The sequence below is a fragment of the Methanomassiliicoccales archaeon LGM-DZ1 genome (genome assembly GCA_030168595.1).
GTDB lineage: Archaea > Thermoplasmatota > Thermoplasmata > Methanomassiliicoccales > Methanomethylophilaceae > Methanomethylophilus.
The window spans coordinates 341,155-358,982 of sequence record CP115556.1; the positions used below are offsets into that span (position 1 = coordinate 341,155).

15 protein-coding genes are annotated in these 17,828 nt (G+C 50.4%); 13 read left to right on the forward strand and 2 right to left on the reverse strand.

Features of this window, described 5'->3' with window-relative positions; all coding sequences use genetic code 11:
• The first annotated feature begins 2 nt into the window (after positions 1–2).
• Complete coding sequence (locus O8W32_01530) at positions 3–1,151, forward strand: PD-(D/E)XK nuclease family protein (GenBank protein WII09525.1); 1,149 nt, start codon at positions 3–5, stop codon at positions 1,149–1,151.
• Positions 1,151–2,212 (forward strand): hypothetical protein, encoded by a 1,062-nt coding sequence (locus tag O8W32_01535; GenBank protein ID WII09526.1) that lies wholly within the window; start codon positions 1,151–1,153, stop codon positions 2,210–2,212. The genes O8W32_01530 and O8W32_01535 overlap by 1 nt, the downstream gene beginning before the upstream one ends.
• Positions 2,213–2,430: 218 nt before the next feature.
• On the opposite strand, the gene O8W32_01540 is transcribed toward O8W32_01535, so the two are convergent.
• Complete coding sequence (locus O8W32_01540; protein WII09527.1) at positions 2,431–3,843, reverse strand: hypothetical protein; 1,413 nt, start codon at positions 3,841–3,843, stop codon at positions 2,431–2,433.
• Positions 3,844–4,065: 222 nt separating this feature from the next.
• Here O8W32_01540 and O8W32_01545 point away from each other — a divergent pair, with 222 nt between their 5' ends.
• The 5 genes from O8W32_01545 (at position 4,066) to O8W32_01565 (ending at position 7,791) form a co-directional block, all read left to right on the forward strand.
• Complete coding sequence (locus O8W32_01545) at positions 4,066–4,404, forward strand: hypothetical protein (protein ID WII09528.1); 339 nt, start codon at positions 4,066–4,068, stop codon at positions 4,402–4,404.
• 4 nt (positions 4,405–4,408) lie between these two features.
• Complete coding sequence (locus O8W32_01550; GenBank protein WII09529.1) at positions 4,409–5,224, forward strand: hypothetical protein; 816 nt, start codon at positions 4,409–4,411, stop codon at positions 5,222–5,224.
• Between the two features lie 240 nt (positions 5,225–5,464).
• On the forward strand, positions 5,465–5,689 hold the full coding sequence (locus O8W32_01555; protein ID WII09530.1) for a hypothetical protein: 225 nt from the start codon (positions 5,465–5,467) through the stop codon (positions 5,687–5,689).
• A gap of 85 nt (positions 5,690–5,774) precedes the next feature.
• The gene (locus O8W32_01560) at positions 5,775–7,049 is read left to right on the forward strand and encodes a hypothetical protein (GenBank protein ID WII09531.1); all 1,275 of its coding nucleotides are present in this window, start codon (positions 5,775–5,777) and stop codon (positions 7,047–7,049) included.
• A gap of 385 nt (positions 7,050–7,434) precedes the next feature.
• Entirely contained in the window at positions 7,435–7,791 is a 357-nt protein-coding gene (locus O8W32_01565) for a hypothetical protein (protein ID WII09532.1), read from the forward strand.
• A gap of 15 nt (positions 7,792–7,806) precedes the next feature.
• On the opposite strand, the gene O8W32_01570 is transcribed toward O8W32_01565, so the two are convergent.
• Positions 7,807–9,690: a DUF262 domain-containing HNH endonuclease family protein gene (locus O8W32_01570; protein WII09533.1), complete on the reverse strand. Its 1,884-nt coding sequence runs from the start codon at positions 9,688–9,690 to the stop codon at positions 7,807–7,809.
• A 155-nt stretch (positions 9,691–9,845) separates the two neighbouring features.
• Between O8W32_01570 and O8W32_01575 the strand changes: the two genes are divergently transcribed.
• The 6 genes from O8W32_01575 to O8W32_01600 all read left to right on the forward strand — a co-directional run bounded on the left by O8W32_01575 (position 9,846) and on the right by O8W32_01600 (position 17,828).
• Entirely contained in the window at positions 9,846–11,552 is a 1,707-nt protein-coding gene (locus O8W32_01575) for an IS1634 family transposase (GenBank protein ID WII09534.1), read from the forward strand.
• A gap of 334 nt (positions 11,553–11,886) precedes the next feature.
• Entirely contained in the window at positions 11,887–12,633 is a 747-nt protein-coding gene (locus tag O8W32_01580; protein ID WII09535.1) for a transglutaminase-like domain-containing protein, read from the forward strand.
• Between the two features lie 20 nt (positions 12,634–12,653).
• The gene (locus tag O8W32_01585; protein WII09536.1) at positions 12,654–13,979 is read left to right on the forward strand and encodes a putative Ig domain-containing protein; all 1,326 of its coding nucleotides are present in this window, start codon (positions 12,654–12,656) and stop codon (positions 13,977–13,979) included.
• A 9-nt stretch (positions 13,980–13,988) separates the two neighbouring features.
• A complete protein-coding gene (locus O8W32_01590; GenBank protein ID WII09537.1) occupies positions 13,989–15,044 on the forward strand; it encodes an InlB B-repeat-containing protein in 1,056 nt (351 codons plus the stop codon).
• A 10-nt stretch (positions 15,045–15,054) separates the two neighbouring features.
• Positions 15,055–16,644: an InlB B-repeat-containing protein gene (locus O8W32_01595; GenBank protein WII09538.1), complete on the forward strand. Its 1,590-nt coding sequence runs from the start codon at positions 15,055–15,057 to the stop codon at positions 16,642–16,644.
• Positions 16,645–16,646: 2 nt separating this feature from the next.
• Complete coding sequence (locus tag O8W32_01600; GenBank protein WII09539.1) at positions 16,647–17,828, forward strand: InlB B-repeat-containing protein; 1,182 nt, start codon at positions 16,647–16,649, stop codon at positions 17,826–17,828.

Consider the following 17,828-nt stretch of genomic DNA (forward strand, 5'->3'; position numbering starts at 1 on the left):
AGATGGCAATCAAGACAAAAGGACAACCTTATGAAATTCCACGCTACAGTCTGACTGGGGATCTTCTGTCATTCCTGGAATGTGAAATCCAGTATCGTTTCAATTCTAAAGGTTCGATGCCTCCATCGACTCCCGTCCAAAGATGGTTCGGAGACTTCATTCATGGAGTAATGGAAGTAGGATTTTCCGAATGGAAAGATGGCCGTCTTGACCTCAACAATATGGATTTCGAAGATACTCAACGTATCGCTAAAATCGTTGCCGAAAGGCTGGAGGATAGGGGCCTACACCCTTACGGCAGTCTGTACATTAAAGAAGATTCCGGAAATAACAAACGCAAGGATTACAACGGCAACATGATCGCCCACTTTTCTTTATCCAGATGGGCCCCCTATCTGTATCCTCTTATTAACGATAATGAGGTCAAAATGGAGGATCTTAGGCCGATGTTGGGATACGGTCAGGGCCTGAGCAATTCAGAATATTATGCCGTCCAGGGCATAGTCGATGTTATATCGACATTCGATGTACGCAAATTCCAAGCCAACAATCCCTTGGTAAAAGCCTTGATGCTCAAAGAGGAAGTTAGTGATCTAATCAGTAATCAGGATGAATATGAGATTATCATCGATTACAAGGGAATGGAGAGGCCTCCAACAGATTCTGATACTTGGAAACATCACGAATGGCAGCTGAACACATATATGTGGCTTAGAGATCAGCAGATTAAAGCCGAAGGTAGAAAAACTCCGATTCTGGCAGGTGTGCTACTTTATCTAAACGAATTACACCTCTCAAAGGCCGCCATTGAGAGGCTGCAGAAGGTAGTAAATGAAGGCAGAACGGATTTGATGCCTAAGGAACAGGATCTGCACCGGTTGCAAAATGGGAACAGATTCAACGAGAGTTTCCGTATTAAACGTAGCATAAGAGTGGTTGCGTACAATCCGGAACAAATCCAGTCCTCCCTAGAGCACTTTGATAACGTCGTGAAGTGCATCGAGTCAAATCTCATTTCTGAACAATCCGATTCAACAGACGTCTGGAAACATTGGACAGGGAAATACAGTAAAGATCGTTGTGTCGCATGTGATTTAAAGACATTCTGTCCACATGCAAAGGAGGGTAATTTCTCCATTCAGGTGCCATGATGACTTCTGTTTCGCTGCCACTCACTAAAAGGCAGATAATTGCCTCATTATCTAAGGTCAAATCCGACCCCTATGTGCAGGAAGTTTTCAGGAAGCATCCGAAGGCTGAGCAGGTTGCAAAGCAACAACTTGACGATTGCTCTACTTTGATCATTGAGAACGTCAAACGTCTAAAAAAAGATCGTAATTTGAGACCAAGCAAAATAATGGATTACGTATTGCATAACATGGAGATGGAGATACACAATCTTCCTCCGGATTCACCACATATTGAGTATTTGAGCAATTATCTAGAAAAACCGCCCCATCTCCTTTACAAATATGTCTCTAGAGAGGTCACGCAAAAAGATCTCGAGGGTCAGAATTTTCGTTTTGGTTTGGTTGAGGAATATCGTGTAGAAGATGAACATGAACTGGACCTAATCTCTGCCCTGAAAAAGGTTTCAATCAATGAAAAACGGTTCAGTTTTACCCGTATTCTTTACAATGCATTAGGCACCCAGGTGCTCAGTCTAGAAAAGTTTAGCAAGGCCACACATACTACTATTGGCAAACACTTTTTTGTAGGCTGCATTTCAGAGGCGAAGTATTCTGCCAAGTTGTGGGAGAAACGTGCAGGCGATTATGGATCGCGCCTAACATTCGATATCTCTGAATCAAAATTTGAATTTCATAAAGTCGTCTATTGTAATCATCCCATTAACACGAAATACATCGAAGATAAGGAAAGCAGTTTGTGTGAACGGTTATCCAAAGAACAATACGATGATGTTCGGGCCGATTTGGAATCGTTCCTCAAAGAATTGGCACTTCTAGGCATAATGTCAGCTTTTCGTAAGGATACAAAGTGGAAATGGGAACGTGAATGGAGAGCAATAAAACCAAAGCGTGGCCTATCTAGAAAATTAATTTGGATGACAAAAACAGGTCTAGGTTATTTTCCTAAAGAAGTCGGCAAAATAATTCAGGTTTATAGTAAAATGCCATTGGCAGAAACGAATGATGTGAAGAAGTATTGCAGAAAGAATCACATAACGTTTAGGCATTATCGCTATAATTGAAATCTGGCTAAATGTCCCCATTTGGTATACACTTGTATATCGCTTTTATTATATCCGCAACGCCTATTTACTACGCTTGATGTTTTATATCAAGACCCCGAAACCCTGACCTCGCCACTTTGTGATTGTTGAACGAAGTCCGATCCATTCGCCACTTGGCGGTTTCCATAGCTTACGCTGCCAGTTGACCCGATGATCTCGGCCCGGGATGACCGTTTTCAGGCCGTAATCGCAAGATCCTTCTCGATATCGGCACGCATATTGCCGAAGATCTCCTTGGAAACGGGGTTCCAATTGCTGTAGACGGCCTCTTTCCTGTTCCCGTTCTCCATCATCCTCGTAAGTGTCAAATGGCCCAAAGACCAGACGATGGATTCGGTGTTCGGTTTCTCGATGACGGTCTTCTTCCTTCCCCGTTTGCCCTTTATCCTCTCCCTGCCCTTCATCTCGTATCTCGCCATGGCTATCGCTGTTTCAGAAAGGAGAGCCAGCATCATGGATCCGCGGATGGACGGTTCGCTCCACACCCTCAGAGGTTTGAGCCCCGTGACCCTCTTCAGGGAATGGATCAGGTGCTCCACGGTGGCCCTCGCGCGGTACTTCTCAAGAGCTTCCAATGGTGTCAATTGCTCCGAGGATTCCAGTTTGAAAATCCCTGCACGGGTGCCCATGATCTCCCGGATTATGCCATCCCTCTCACTCTCGTCGAATGCGAATTTCGTCTGAAGGCTCACCTTCACCTCCACATCCGCGAGAACGTTCCTCTTCACCGTTACGAAATCCGATTTTCTGAAATGCCCGTCCTCGTAGGTCCTCACCGCCTCCACCATACGGTCGAAGCTCTTCGATGCGGAATGATACGAACGGTTCCAATTGTCTAAGGAGAAGAACAGATACGTCGTCCTCCCGGAAGAGTCGAAGGTGTGTTTCTTACAACACACCCCTTCCTCCACATACTCCCATTCGCATTCGGGATCGTTTATCCGTTTGTCATCGGATACGTTCATCTTCACCCTCGTGAGATATTTATGCCCCGCATCGACGATGGAATCCAGGATGTCCCCCGATGCACCTCCGTTGTCCACGATTATCCACGAACCCTCCCGTATCATGGAGAAGATGTCCGGGAGCGCATCCCTGTACTGCTCGGGATCGGATGTGTTCCCCTTGTACGCCCTCATGAAGAAAGGGATCTTAGACTTCTGGAGTTCCGCTGTCAGGAACTCCACCTGTTTCCTGCTCTGGTCCCTGAAATCCCTGGGATAACCTACCGCACCCAATTCGGCTTCCGGACCGTTGACCACTACCGCTGAACCGTCGATGTTCACATCGGTGTTCTCGAAATGGTATCTTGCATCGAGCCCTTCCCACAGCTTCACTATGATCTCGTCGCTGTGTTTCCCCAACAGCGATATCGCACGGTTGATGGTCCTCTGCGATAGACCCGAATCCAATCCGAGCTCCTTCCGCACATCCTTGTTCTTCAGCCAATCGGAACACCTGCTCATTGAATTGCTGCCCATGAGGATGTGCGTGCACATCGCCACCAGTATCCTGCTCATGGGGACCCCGCGTCCTTTGAACGTATCCACGAACTCCAGAACGCCTGCAGAACCGAGATAATGCTCCACGGTTTTCACGAGACCGATAGGAACCGATATATTGTCGTTAGGACTGGGAAGTTCCGTCCCAGTCGCGATTAGTTTTTGTGTCACAGCTGAACATCGGACCGGGACACTTTTCGTTTTCGCCTCATGCCCCTGAATCCGTGTTCAGTTTACCCCTGGTGGCGAGGTCAGGCGAAACAGATTACCAAGACTGGGAGAAAGCGGATCCTGGCCGTTGGTACCGAAGTGAAGAAGCTCGGTCTTGATGACGGCGACGATGTCATCGTTTACATCATGCGCCCGGAAGACGAGCTCTCCATGGACATGCTCATACAGAAAGCCGGAAGCAAGTTCTATCTTGTGATTTCAGAGAATCCCGACATCATCGTCGCCCGCAGCCTTTCAGAGGCCAAGGACATAGCGTCCGAGACCGAGAAGGGAGAACACATCGTCGTCGGATCCTTCACCAGCCAGTCCAAAGCACTGAGGTACAAGCGCATAATCCTCGACGAACTGAAGAAGGGACTGCCGCGGGAAGAGAAAGCCATACAGGAGAGGCTGGACAAACTTCTCCAATACGACTGATACCATGCCCCGCGACATCATGATCGCCTGCGTCACCGTCGAAGTAGCCATGGTAGTATCCCCCGTTCTTAGGTACAAACCTCAGGAACTCCATCTCTTCCGTTTCATCCGCGATCCCGGGAGCAAGAAATCAAAACTCTACAGAGACCACTACAACGAAGTGGTCAGAAAAGTGAGCACATCCCTCCCGTCCTGCAGGATAATCGAACACTCGGACGAACCCGTGTACGAAGTCAACAGGATGGCCAGGAGCCTCGACAAGCTCTACTACCGCATATCAAAGGACAATGACGATTTCCGGATCCTCGCCAATTTGTCCTCCGGACCGTCCGAGTTCGCCGCCGCTTTAGGCATATTCTCATACGTCCACCCCCGCGTGGTCCTGTTCAAAGTCCCCACACGTGAATACGCCGTGTCCCAGGCCATGCTGGAGGAGTTCTACTACGACAACGGCGTACCCGTAGGGCTCACCAGGAAGACGTATCCCCCCAAGGAGATCGCCGGCATCCGTCTGGAACTGCCGGACGAGAGGCGGCTCCGTGCACTCAGATTATACCATTCGATGATGGAGAGCGGTACGGAACCCTATCTCAGCAGGATGGTGCCCGCCCTGAAGGAACAGGGGCTGTGGGAGTACGAACCCGCGAAAGAGGACCTCGGTTCCGATCTTGCCCTGAGGGAGAAGATGTACTACTTCCGCCACTACCGCCAGTACTGGAAGGAGATGGGCTGGATCGAAGAGGAGAAGAGAAGATGCCCCAGGCTGACGGCTTCGGGTATCGCGGCCATCGAGATGTTCTTCACCGAGCCGGACGAGTGATTCTGTTCTGATGGTTTTGGTAAAGGTCGTTTTTGTATGATTCGTAAAAGGTTTTTACGAATTATAATGAAACCTTTTTAAGCCAGAATGTGCATCGGATTATCAAGAGGAAATCAATCTTTCCTTTATGTCCCATAGCAGGACGCTTCCGCAAGTGCATCCCATTCTTTCCCTGGAAGCGTCCTGCGAATCTTTATTTAAGTCAAAAGACTATTTACCAATCGCAGAAGCGGAGGGTCCATGGACAGATTTTCATTCAGGGTCACAGAGGAGAACAGGCGCCGCCTTGAGATTCTGAAGGCCTTTGCCGTTTTGGGAGGGAAGGACCCGACCTACCGCGATCTCGTGAATGAGAGCATCGAGAGGTTCTTCGTGGAAGCATACGACATCTACTGCAAACAGATGCCCGAATCTGATTATCTGAAGGAGATCATGGAGAAAGTGCTGCCGGGGAAGGTCGCGTAATCGCGTTCTCGGTAGTCGAAATAATACTGTGACCGATACATCCATTTCCGTAATTTTGAAATGGCTCTGTGACATTCTTACATTAATGACAATTGTTTCTTTGACCTGTCCCAAGTGTGGAGGTTCCCTGAAATTTGATGATTCTCGTGAATTCGGATTCTGCGAATATTGTGGAAATAAAATAATGATACAACAGGAAATAAATCACATTCACGTCAATCAGAATTTCGACAAACAAGTAGATCGTTTGCTTGTCCAAGCATCTGAGCATATTAAGCTGAAAAAAGCCGATGAAGCGTTAAAACTTTTGAATGATATTAAAAAGATTGACTCTACAAGACCTGAACAATATCTTTTGATGGCCCAAGCCACTGTACTTAAAAAGATTAAAAATGGAAAACTAAGTGGTAAGGTCGAAGATGAAGTCCAAAAATATCTTTCAGACTATGCTGCATATTCGGGAGTCACAATTACCGTCAATGAATTAATGTCTGGACTCGGATTCAGTACAACCTCTTTCAAAAGCAGCTTCAATGCAGCTTTGGAGAAACATGACTACTCTGAATGCGTTCGTCTTCTCAACCAAGAGTCCGGCTCTAAGTTCGATATGAAAGATAGAAATCATTATGCCCCTTATATCTGGGACTTGATGAAGGCTTGTTTGGCGAACAATCATCATTTGGATAAATCTCTTACCGAATTACAGTTTTTCAAAAACCCTTTCAATGAATCTGAGGTTGAGGACCAATTAGAGAACCTTTGCACAGAGGAGTTTTATGAATTCGTAAAAACCCTGAACATTCCTAAAGAGGAAATAGTTTCTATGATTCGTAAATCACTTGATTATGTCTGTACTCATCCAGACATGTTGATTCCCGGTAAGAGTATGCCCAATCTTTCGGATCGTGATTTATGTTTCGGTTTAATTCTCGACCTTTGCCTTGATGTTACGGATTATAAAAACGATAAAACCGTTGTTTATGCAGAACTATATCCCGCGTTTGACAATGTCCACTTCCCTGATTCTTATAACAAAAACCAGGAGGATATGGATTTATTCAAGATTAATCGGGCTCGTACGGCATTCTTCATCAAGCAAGCATTGGATGAAGGAACGAAAGCCGATAAAAATTCGCTAATGCAGGCAGTTAAGAAGAAAATAAAAGAGAATTATGAAAAAACTCATCCCCCTGTTGCAAAAAAGGGTCTTTTCGGTACAAAAATGGTATCACAGCCTGTTCCGCCAGAACAATATTCTGATCTGGAGTTCCATCTAGATGGGTATTTGTCAGAAGAATACGAAATCAGAGATTTCAAACTGAAGGATAATACAAACGTTCTCATGTATCTATTCTATTGAGAGCAAGGGCGGGGTCTCCCCCGCCCCTAAACCTCAATCCTTCACAACCGTGAGCCTCCTCCCCAGGGTATCGACCATGTCGTTCAGGGTCGCCAGCACCTCGTTGATGTACCCCTGTGTGTCAGGCATCATCTACAGGAACAGCATCGCCTGATCCCTCATGTTGTAAAGCTGCTCGTATTCAAGCTCTAGTTTTTCCATGTCGTTTTCGGACATGGTTCACATAAGCGTTTCAGATTCAATATAAAACCTCGCTGAAGAGTAAATCCCTGGGTAACGATAATGACTGTTTCTTTTAAGCTGGATACGTTTTGATATAACACTCCCCGCGACGTGTTAAAAACACCCCGCAACTGATTAAATACGACCAGAAGGAGTATTCCCCATGGATCCGTCCAAACCCAGGAAACACCGTTTCAATCTGCCCCTCAGCGGGTTCTCGGACGAGCAGTTACGCCGTCTCCAGACCATCATCGTATTCGCCGGGTTCGACACAACCCTAATCACCGCAGACGGCAGCAGACTGATGTTCAGCGACGAGTATGCCAGGGACGGTTATCTCAGGAAGGCCGAGGTCAGGTTCCGCGGAGGAAAGCACACCCTCCGCTACGAGATCCCCTACGTCGTCAGGGATCCCAGAGGCGGCGTATACGTCGTGGGGAGGATACACGGACTTGAAGTATTCAGGATCGGGGTAGTGACGCTCTTCTCATCGAGGGTCAGCACCGAATTCCCCAACTGATCTGCCCGATATAGTTCAATTCGCATCCGATGAATCTATACCGTTAATCCTGTGTATTATGGATTTCAAATCCTCGTCAGTAAGAGAAAACTCTTCACTGGCGAATTTGAATTGACTTATCGCTTCTTTTACCAATTTGACGGTTCTGTTTTCGATTGATTCTATAGTCCATTCGTCAACAGAAACTAGATCATCGTTTAACCACAGTCCGTTGTTGTACCCCATTTTTGCTCCATCGACTACATAGTCTCTTTTTTGGACGAATGGGCGGGTTCCGAGACTGCTGTTGTTACCAGACAATGTCAGATTACCGAGTAAATGAAGATGAGTGTCCTGGTATGACTGTGCCAGCTCCGAATCTCCACCGGCAATCATCTTTGTCCATTCGCGGGATATTTTTGGTGTCTGCGGGAAAATATGTTCGATGGTCCAAACCAGTTTTCCATTCACCTTTTCCCAAGGCCCTTTGGTTTCATTCTTGTTTAGATGCTGCGAACAGAGGTAGGATAGGATGAATCTCGTAGCATCGGTATTGTTTTCATATATCTGGCCGCATAGACATTCTATAAGAGGATCCAGTGAAGTCGTTGTCTTCATCAGGGTTTCCTTTATCTTTTCCGTTACCGCACGAGATTTCAAGCCATTGATTTTTGAAATCAAATCGATGAATATGCGTATGAGATCGCGGGTCGGGGGTTCATCTGTTATGTTCCTCCTAAGGAAGAATTTGGTGAGGAACATAACAATCTCAGTAAGATCCTCATCCTTCAATTCATAATCCTCTTTGTGTTTGAACAAATTGAGTAACAAGATATGGGATGGAGCACCGCCCACTTTCCAAAGATTGAAGATTGATTCGTTCAGTTTCTTATCTTCGAATGTTGAATTGGTAATCAATTTGGAATAATCCTTCCCAGAGGCATATAGCTCGCTTAGGAATACATCGGTTTTCCCGGATTTGGTAAGCATCCATTCATAATTGTGATACACATTCGAGGATGTGACAATCGGATCGAACTGATGGTTGAACCGCTGCTTGTATTCGAGTTTGAAAGCGTTCATGTATTGTCTGAAGAATCTGTCAGTAACCTTGTCATCCTCTACACGAATATTGTCGATAAGAGCACTCCATTTCGAGTATGCGTCATCAATGGTGTCCTGTTTTTCTTTCAGCACAATCATTTTGATAAGATCCACCGCAGTCAACGGAACACCGGTATTGTTCAGGGTTCCGAAGATCTCCAGGGCATCGCTCATATTGGATACGGTAACATCGATCAAACACAGGGAACAGATTTTATCATAAAGCTCCAGCAGAGCTTTATTGGCATCTTTATCCGTGTCTGGGTATGTGAGATATTCCTCCAATCTTTTCTGATAGTGTCTGAAGCAACTATAAATCAGGCAGTTACCCGCATTTTTGTATTTTGATTCATTTTCGAATCCGATATCATTGAGCAATTGCTGGTAAATCAGAATATTTTTGCCTTGGGTCTGTAAGACCATGCGGGGTACGAACGGTTCTTTGCTCAATACCACCGCTTTCTTCAACTGGAGATACAGTTGCATCAGTCTTTCATTATCGATGGTAATTGATTTGCTGTCTATCTTTGAATATATGGCACAAAACAGAAGCGATATTGTTACAAGTCTCTGTTGACCGTCAATTACATCGAATTTTTTAGTGGTCGACCCCTTATCGTTGTTCTCTTCATGGGCCATTGTGATTATGGATCCAATAAAGTGTTCATTGGATTCTATAACATCATCGAATAGTGCATCCCAATCTTTTCTGGACCAGGAGTATTCTCTCTGATATTGAGGTATGAAATATTGGTTATCCCCCCTCGCATCGAAAACATTTCCAATTGAACTTTTAGGGCTGCTGATAATTCCCATTATTTCGCCTCAGTGATTGAGAGATTGTAACTGAAATTCTCGGATCTTTGTAGGTACACCTGTAAGGGTACATTTTTCTTTATAAACTGATTTTGTTTCTTTAAATACGCTTTATATATCGATGAGTTTTTATAATATACCTACAATATAGGTATATGCCCGAAATATATTACGTTCAGAGGGGTAACAGGAAATATGCTTACAGAAGCACCTCTGTGTACGAGCCAGGAAGCAAGTATCCGAAGACCGTGAATGAATATATCGGGATTCTTGACGAAGAGAGCGGAAAAATAATTCCCAAGAAAAATCGTGCTCGGACGGATTCTTTCCTGTCGGATGAGGACATAACCGGGAAGAGATTCGGGGGTTCGCATATGCTCAAGAGCATATCTGAACGCATCGGGCTGAGGGAGGATCTCTTCTATTGTTTCGGTCCTGAAGGGGACCGGATACTCGCCTGTGCCGTGGCACAGGCATTATCCGGAGGACCGTTCTCGTCCGTGGAGGATACCGTCGACGGCTGCCTGATCGGGGAGATGCTGGGGCTGGAAGGGAGATTCTCCTCTCCCAGATTGTCGGAATTCACAAAGTTCCTGGGAGAGAGCCTGGGCAGCCTCGAGAACCTGTTCGAAAGGAGACTGGCAAGGGCCGAAGGCACTCTGACATTCGATCTAACATCGGTTTCCAGCCACAGCAGGATGAGGGAATGGGCGGAATGGGGATACAACCGCGATAAAGAGAAGATGAAACAGCTGAACTTCGGACTTGTCACCGACAAGTCCGGCATACCGGTGATGTTCGAACTGTATCCGGGGTCGATTCCCGATCTAAGGACACTGGAAAGGACGGTGGAACGTGTGGGGGAACTGAAGGAAGGCGATTGTTCTCTCATCATGGACAGGGGATTCGGTTCCGCATCCAATCTGAAGTATCTGCTGGAGAAGGAGGTATCCTTCGTGATCCCCGGGAAGAAGGCAACCAGGTGTGTTAAGGCCCTCCTTTCCAGACTCGTGAAGGAGAAGCACCATGCCGATTCGCTGAGGCTGCATGATGAACATACATATTCCGTGCTGGAATCGGAAGTGGCCATAGTCCCCAGAGCGGAACCCGAAACGGAGGATGAGGACTCCAATGATACTGCGGAATACGAACTCATCCTGCCGGAGGATCCGCGTTTCGCGGATGCTCCGGAGAACATGAGGATGAAGGCGTATGCCTGCTACGACAGGCAGAAGGCGGCAGAGGATGCGGATACGGTGTACAAAGCGATCCTGGACATAGAGAAGAGATTGTCCGAGACCAATCCGTACACGGCGGTGAAGGAAGCGAAGAGACTCGCGGGACCGTATGCGAAATACTTCGACCTGAGCGTGGATGGGGAAGGGAAACTCAGGATAGAGCGCAGGAAGAATGCCATGTCGTTCTCCATGAACCGCAACGGCATGTTCGTGATGTTCTGCAAAGGGATAGAGGATTGGGAGGACATGATGTCCTGCTACGACTGCAGGACATATGTGGAACAAGCATTCGATGTGATGAAGAACGAATTGGACGGGAACAGGTTCAGGACTAAGGATCCGCAGACGGCCAAGGGCCGTCTGCTGATCAAGTTCGTTGCTCTGATATTATGGTGCACCATGGCGAAAGAGCTTCGGGACAGCAGGCACGGGGAACCCGTGCGGACCGTCCTCCAGTCCATGGACAACATACTGGCAATCGGAAAGAAGGGGGAATGGAGGGTATTGGAGATCACCAAACGGAACCGCAGGTTCATGGATGATCTCAAGGTGCCGCATCCGCCAAAGACCCTGGTCCTGAAACCGTACACTTACATTCCGGAATCAGCTTTGGCGGATTCCTGATGTACCTACAAATCCGAGAATTTCAGATTGTAAAGAATAGGAGCAATAAATAGTCTTGATTTGGGATTTACACAAAACTCCTTAATCTAGACTGCTGAGTACAAAAAATGAGGTACCCTTCGGTACCCTATGATACCCCCGTGTACGCACGTACCCCCGCGTACCTGAATGCACATTTTCGGAGCTTCATATTCTGACTTTCGATAACATACAGCATGGAACGTCACTGCCGCCACTCCGATTCCGATCTTCGTTACGGTATCCGTTCCAAGGCGGTCCGCCCCTGGATTCCTTCGTTTCTGCACTCGGAGGTAATACCCTGAGAACATTGGGCGTGACCGCCGCGATCTCCCTCCTGGCCCTGGCGAGCTTCGGTGCCGTCCTGGTCATGGAGGTACCCTATACGGCCCACGACGCTTCCTCCGTAGCCTTTGAGAAGGGCACCAGTGACATTTACGCCTGGAAGTGTCCCGACGGGAAAGGCGGGTTCACCGACGAGATCCTTGTCATGAACATCCCGGTCGACTCTTTCCAGCGGTCGATGGAAAGGGACGTCATCAGATCCTCCAACGTGTTCGAGTCCTGCCCCGTTTCGTTCATAGAATCCGACTACTACGTTCAGAAGGTGGCGGAACACATCCTGTCCAAGACGGGGGACTGTTCCGATCTCCTGAAAGCGGAGGCGGTTCTCACATTCGTCCAGAGTTCGATACGTTATTCCTATGACGATCGGACCTACGGGACCAGCGACTTCTGGGCATACCCCATAGAGACGCTGTTCCTTCACAGGGGTGACTGCGAGGACACTTCCGTTCTCTTCTGTTCGATAGCTTCGGAGATGGGTCTGGATTGCGTGCTTCTCGACTACGACGGCCATGTCGCCGCCGGAATTCGGGAGGGGGATTGTTACCTGTTCTGCGAGACCACCTATGATTCTCCGCATCCGATCGGAGGGAATCACCTTGATATTGGCGGGGAGGAACCCGCCGTCTATCACATGGGCGACACCTCCGCACTAATGTTTCTGGATCACGGGGTCGCAGGCTACAGGAATCTCATACAAAGGTTGGCGGGAGCCTGAAACCCCGCAGGAAAGATACCATGAACGCTATCAAAAGCAAGCACATCGGAGTCCTCTCCGTGTTTGCCGTGGCCATGCTGATGGCCGTCTGCGTTTCGCCCATGCTCTTCAACGACGAGAGCGATGCGGCGACAGGGGACGGAACCATCTACCTCAGGCCCGGTGACACGTACACCTGGACACCGACGTTCAACATCGATTCCGGCAGGGTTTCCCTGACCGTGAATGCCAGCACTTCGACCACCGCAGGAACGTTCTCTTCCACTTCTACCGCAGGAGGGGTCACTGCATCCGTTTCCAACAAGGTCGTCTCGATCTCTGTTGCGGATGACACCGCAGCTTCCACCGTCTACGTGAAGGTCAAGGCCACCACCACTTCCGGAGTGAGCCAGACCGCCACCGCCACCATTACCGTGAAGGTCATCGTTCCCACCATCTCACAGGGAACCGTGAACACCTATCAGGGCGGTACCGTGAGCATCCAGCCCACCATAGCCGGTCAGAGCATCGACGGTAAGACCGTCACCTACACCATGACAGGAGCACCTTCCGGACTGAGCATCAACGCCACCAACGGTAAGATCACCGGTACCGTAGCATCCAGCGCACAGGCCAAGACCTACACCGTCAAGGTCACCGGAACCATCGGAACCACCCCTACCCAGACATTCTCCACCACATTCTCTATGGTCGTGGCTGCATCAATGAGCCTCGCCGCCCCCGGAGCGCAGTACACCGCACAGGGAACCGCTAAAGAAATTACTCTCAGCGGAACCAACACCACATCGACCACCACCTGGGCAATCACCTCCCAGGCAGTGAGCGGAATCTCCATGTCCACCGCCACCGGAACCAGCGGTAAGATTACCGTTGCTTCCTCCGTTGCGGCAGGAACCTACGTCATCGATTACAAGGCGACCAACCCCACTTCCGGACAGGTTGTTACCCAGTCCGTGACCGTCACCGTCGGTAACGTCGCCATCAACAGCGTCACCGCCGCCGGCGGAGTCGGAGGCAACGTCTCCGGCGGCAAGATCACCCTGTACGCAGTTCAGGGAACCGCCGCGGAGTTCACCGTTTCCGCAGCTTCCAATCCCAGCGCGGCCAACCTTGCTCTTACCATGACCAAGACCGGAACCAACGCCGACAAGGTCTCCCTGAGCGGACAGAAGGTCACCGTGGCCAACACCGTTGAAGCGGGAACATACAACTTCACCCTGACCGAGACCCAGGCATCCACCGGTGCCACCGCATCCGTCCAGGTCACTCTGATCGTCGACCCCGTCTTCGACTTCAGCAACAGCGTCACTTCCGGATCCCTTTCAGTAAAGGGAGCGGGCAACTGAGGCGGTAACATGAACAGCAACATAACAAAGGGGGTGAGCATCATGACGGCCGTCATCCTGGCGGCCTGCCTTACCCCCATCCTGTTCATGGATTCCTTGGATGCCAATCCAGGAGACACAGAATCCGACCCCCTTGTCTGGTGGAACAACACCATCATCCTCCTGCCCGAAGTCGTGGCAGGCGAGATCACCGACCCCGATTCCGAAGTCCTCGAACCCCCGGAGTCCCTTGTCATCGACTGGGGCGACGGACAGTCCGAGGTGAAGGAAGTGGACGGTTACGTCACGAAGGGAAGCGTGGAGATCGTTCATACCTACGAGAACACCGGTTCCTACCACATCACCTGCACTCCTCAGAAGTCGGGATTCACCTACGAGACCTACGAGCTCTTCATGGAGATCAGCGGAGCCCCCACCGTCTACTTCTATGACGGAGAGGACGAGATCTCCCATGTTGTCGCCGAGAACGGCTACGGAGTCGGAGCATACGAGGACAACTACTTCTCGAAAATCTCCGCACCCGCAGTACCCACCAAAGAGGGAAAGACCTTCGCTGGATGGTTCTACAACGGCGCCGAGTTCGATTTCGACACCGTAATCACATCTCCTACCGTGCTCCAGGCACACTGGACCGATGCGACCTCACCCGACCAGCCTGATACACCTGTCAATCCCGATACTCCCGACACTCCTTCTGAGACCGTCACCGTGACTATTAATGGTAAAGAAGTGACCGTAGCTGCCGGACAGAAGCTCTCCGACATCAAGGTCGAGCCCGGAGAGGGCCAGGAGTTCGTCGGATGGTACGCGGACAAGGATTGCACCGTCGCTCTGGATTCCGATACCGTCCTGACCTCGGGTATGCACGCATACGCCAAGTACGCGCCCGCACAGGAGGACAAGGACGACGGTTCCGATATTCCCGTCGTGGCGATAATCGTCACCGCTTTGGGAGCTGTCATTGCAGTAGTCGGTCTCAGGTACCACCCCGCGATCCTCATCATCGGAGTTCTCGTAGCAGCAGTCGGAGGCCTCGACATCGGGGGCATAATCAGCCTGTTCTGAGGTGATTCCAGTGAATCTTACCAAGAACAGGACGGTCGCCATCGGTGCCGTTCTCGCCATGTGCATGACCGCTTTCGCGGGGATGTGCCTCGTAACGGACGAATCGGATGCGGCGAATGCCACACCAGGTTCCACCGTATCGTTCACATGGTACAATTTCGAGGGCGATGATGTGATTACCGCCACCGAATCGCTGCGTGTGAACACCATATTCGGATGGGAAGTACATCTCAATCCCGTCCACAGCGGTTCTACGACATACTTCACCATTCCGAACTACGTAGCGAACGGTACGTACACCTACGTCCAGAGCCTCTTCAACGAAGAAGCGGGGGAGGAGATGGATTACAAGGCCCAGACCTTAACCGTAACAGGACAGAAGGGAACCTCGGCTTCGAACTACTACCAGGGAAACATCGTTACTTCATCCAGTGTCGGAGCATATCAGAACAAGACCATAGAAGTCTGGGTCAAAGCCGATTGCCACGTCGATTTCGATGTGCTCCAGTGGAATCGCGAGAACAGGGATATCCTCACCGTCACCCCGTACGCCGGTCTCGAGATCAGTACCGTGAACAGCTACACAAAGCAGGTCTCGGGAACCCTGATTGGTGACTGTACGGTCACCGCAATGACGTGGGACAACGGGTCGTACGACACCCTCAAGTACGTTTTCCATGTCGTAGGCGCACACCCCAATGGTACCGCCGAACAGCCCCTCACCTCTCTGAGCAGGGATGCTGACGACATCATCGACAAGACGTACTACGTCGCGGTCGGAAGCTATGTCGAGCTGAGAACGGTTGCCGACGCAGGAGGATTCGACGAATTCTGGTATCAGATTACCGGCGTTACCCCCGGGTTCGGACTGACTTACGATTCAAGTGCCAACCCCAACGGAGGATTCGTCGGGGGAGTGGTGTCGGGAACCATATCCAAGCCCGGAACCATCACGATCAGCGGAGATTATCTGAACGGATCCCTCGAAGGGGACCTGAATTGCAGAATCATCGCGGTCGGCGATCCCGTGACCGTGGACCACACCGTCACCTATGCCGCAAACGGAGGAACAGGCACCACGGCTTCCACCGTTGTCACGGATGAGAACGACGGCAATTCCAACGTCACCCTTGCACAGTGCGGATTCACCAAGACCGGATATTCATTCGTCGGATGGAAGATCGGCAACACCGTCTACCAGCCCGGACAAAAGGTATCGGTCGGAGCTAACGCCACCGTCACCGCGACCGCACAGTGGAGTCAGAACACCCTGTCAGTTTCCGCGAACAACATCTCGGGCGTATCCGGACAAGCTTACAGCAACCAGATCGGAGCCTCCGCCAACAACGGGGGAACCGTCTCGTATGCGGTCAAGTCCTGCACTGGGGGAACCGCCACAGTCAATTCCAACGGATTGGTGACCTACACCGCTCCACACGTGAGTTCGACCACATCGTTCACAGTTACCGTGACTGTAACGGGAACGTTCGCCCAGGGAGGCAATCTGACCCGTGATGTGTCCTTCACCGTGACCGTGGATCCCGTCCTGTCGTTCACCAATGCGGCGACCAGCGGAACGCTTTCCGTCAAGGGGGCCTGAGGATGAGATCCAAATCCTTCGCCCTGGGAGCCGTCCTGCTCATGTGCATGACCGCCCTGGGAGGCCTCACCATAGTCGGTTCGGACCAATCGGATGCGGCAGACGTGAGCTATACCGTCAGGACCGGGGATTGGATGATGACCGAGATGGACGAGTCGGCATTCGACGCGTCCACATCGGCCAGTATCTATCTTTCCGGCCTGTCGTCCCAGTACTACTATGCGGAACTGGATCCCCCGGGAATAAACGCATACTTCTATGCCGACTGCCCCACGGGAACATACTCCGGATCCTGGTTCGCCGTAAACGACGAATCAGGGGAAGAGACGTTCTACGAGAGGATTACGGTAACAGTCGTCGCTGGCGGACCGTACAGGACGGGCATTACGCATCTGGTAATGGGGGCCAGCAACGTTCCCGAAAGCCAGGTCGTACAGAACTACGACACAAGCCCCCAGACGTTCACAATCTCGTCGGCCATCCCCACCAAATCGGGCATGGCTTTCCTGGGGTATTCGACCTCATACAGTTCGAAAGAGGTGGTCTATCAGCCTGGTGACAGCGTAACCGTACGTGCAGGCACAACGGTTTACCTGGTCCCGGTCTTCGGAACCTTGTACAGCCATACCGTCGCGTACGATGCCAATGGAGGGGCAGGATCCACGGAGAGTACCGTCGTTTCCGACTCGAACAACGGGAACACTTCCGTGACTCTCGCATCCTGCGGATTCACCAAGACAGGATACACCTTCGCCGGATGGAAGATCGGCAACACGACCTACCAGCCCGGACAGACGGTTTCCGTGGGAGCGAACGCCACCGTCACGGCTACCGCACAGTGGAGTCAGAACACCCTCAGTGTTTCTGCCAACAACATCTCCGGGGTCTCCAAACTGACCTACTCGAACCAGATCGGAGCCTCTGCGAACAACGGAGCGGACCTGTCCTTTGCGGTTAAGTCCTGCACCGGCGGAACTGCAACGGTCAACTCCAGCGGTCTCGTCACCTACAAGGCACCCACCGTCAGCTCGACCACCTCGTACACCGTGACCGTCACGGCCACCGCTACCTACGGCGACGGCCAGACCATGTCAAGGGACGTCTCGTTCACGGTCTCCGTGGATCCCGTACTGTCCTTCACCAATGCGGCGACCAGCGGAACGCTGTCCGTCAAGGGGGCCTGA

Excerpts from the sequence above, each read along its gene's own strand:
- O8W32_01530 (WII09525.1), top strand. The coding sequence starts at position 3 with ATGGCAATCAAGACAAAAGGACAACCTTATGAAATTCCACGCTACAGT.
- O8W32_01535 (WII09526.1), top strand. The coding sequence starts at position 1,151 with ATGACTTCTGTTTCGCTGCCACTCACTAAAAGGCAGATAATTGCCTCA.
- O8W32_01550 (WII09529.1), top strand. The coding sequence starts at position 4,409 with ATGCCCCGCGACATCATGATCGCCTGCGTCACCGTCGAAGTAGCCATG.
- O8W32_01555 (WII09530.1), top strand. The coding sequence starts at position 5,465 with ATGGACAGATTTTCATTCAGGGTCACAGAGGAGAACAGGCGCCGCCTT.
- O8W32_01560 (WII09531.1), top strand. The coding sequence starts at position 5,775 with ATGACAATTGTTTCTTTGACCTGTCCCAAGTGTGGAGGTTCCCTGAAA.
- O8W32_01565 (WII09532.1), top strand. The coding sequence starts at position 7,435 with ATGGATCCGTCCAAACCCAGGAAACACCGTTTCAATCTGCCCCTCAGC.
- O8W32_01570 (WII09533.1), bottom strand. The coding sequence starts at position 9,690 with ATGGGAATTATCAGCAGCCCTAAAAGTTCAATTGGAAATGTTTTCGAT.
- O8W32_01575 (WII09534.1), top strand. The coding sequence starts at position 9,846 with ATGCCCGAAATATATTACGTTCAGAGGGGTAACAGGAAATATGCTTAC.
- O8W32_01585 (WII09536.1), top strand. The coding sequence starts at position 12,654 with ATGAACGCTATCAAAAGCAAGCACATCGGAGTCCTCTCCGTGTTTGCC.
- O8W32_01590 (WII09537.1), top strand. The coding sequence starts at position 13,989 with ATGAACAGCAACATAACAAAGGGGGTGAGCATCATGACGGCCGTCATC.
- O8W32_01600 (WII09539.1), top strand. The coding sequence starts at position 16,647 with ATGAGATCCAAATCCTTCGCCCTGGGAGCCGTCCTGCTCATGTGCATG.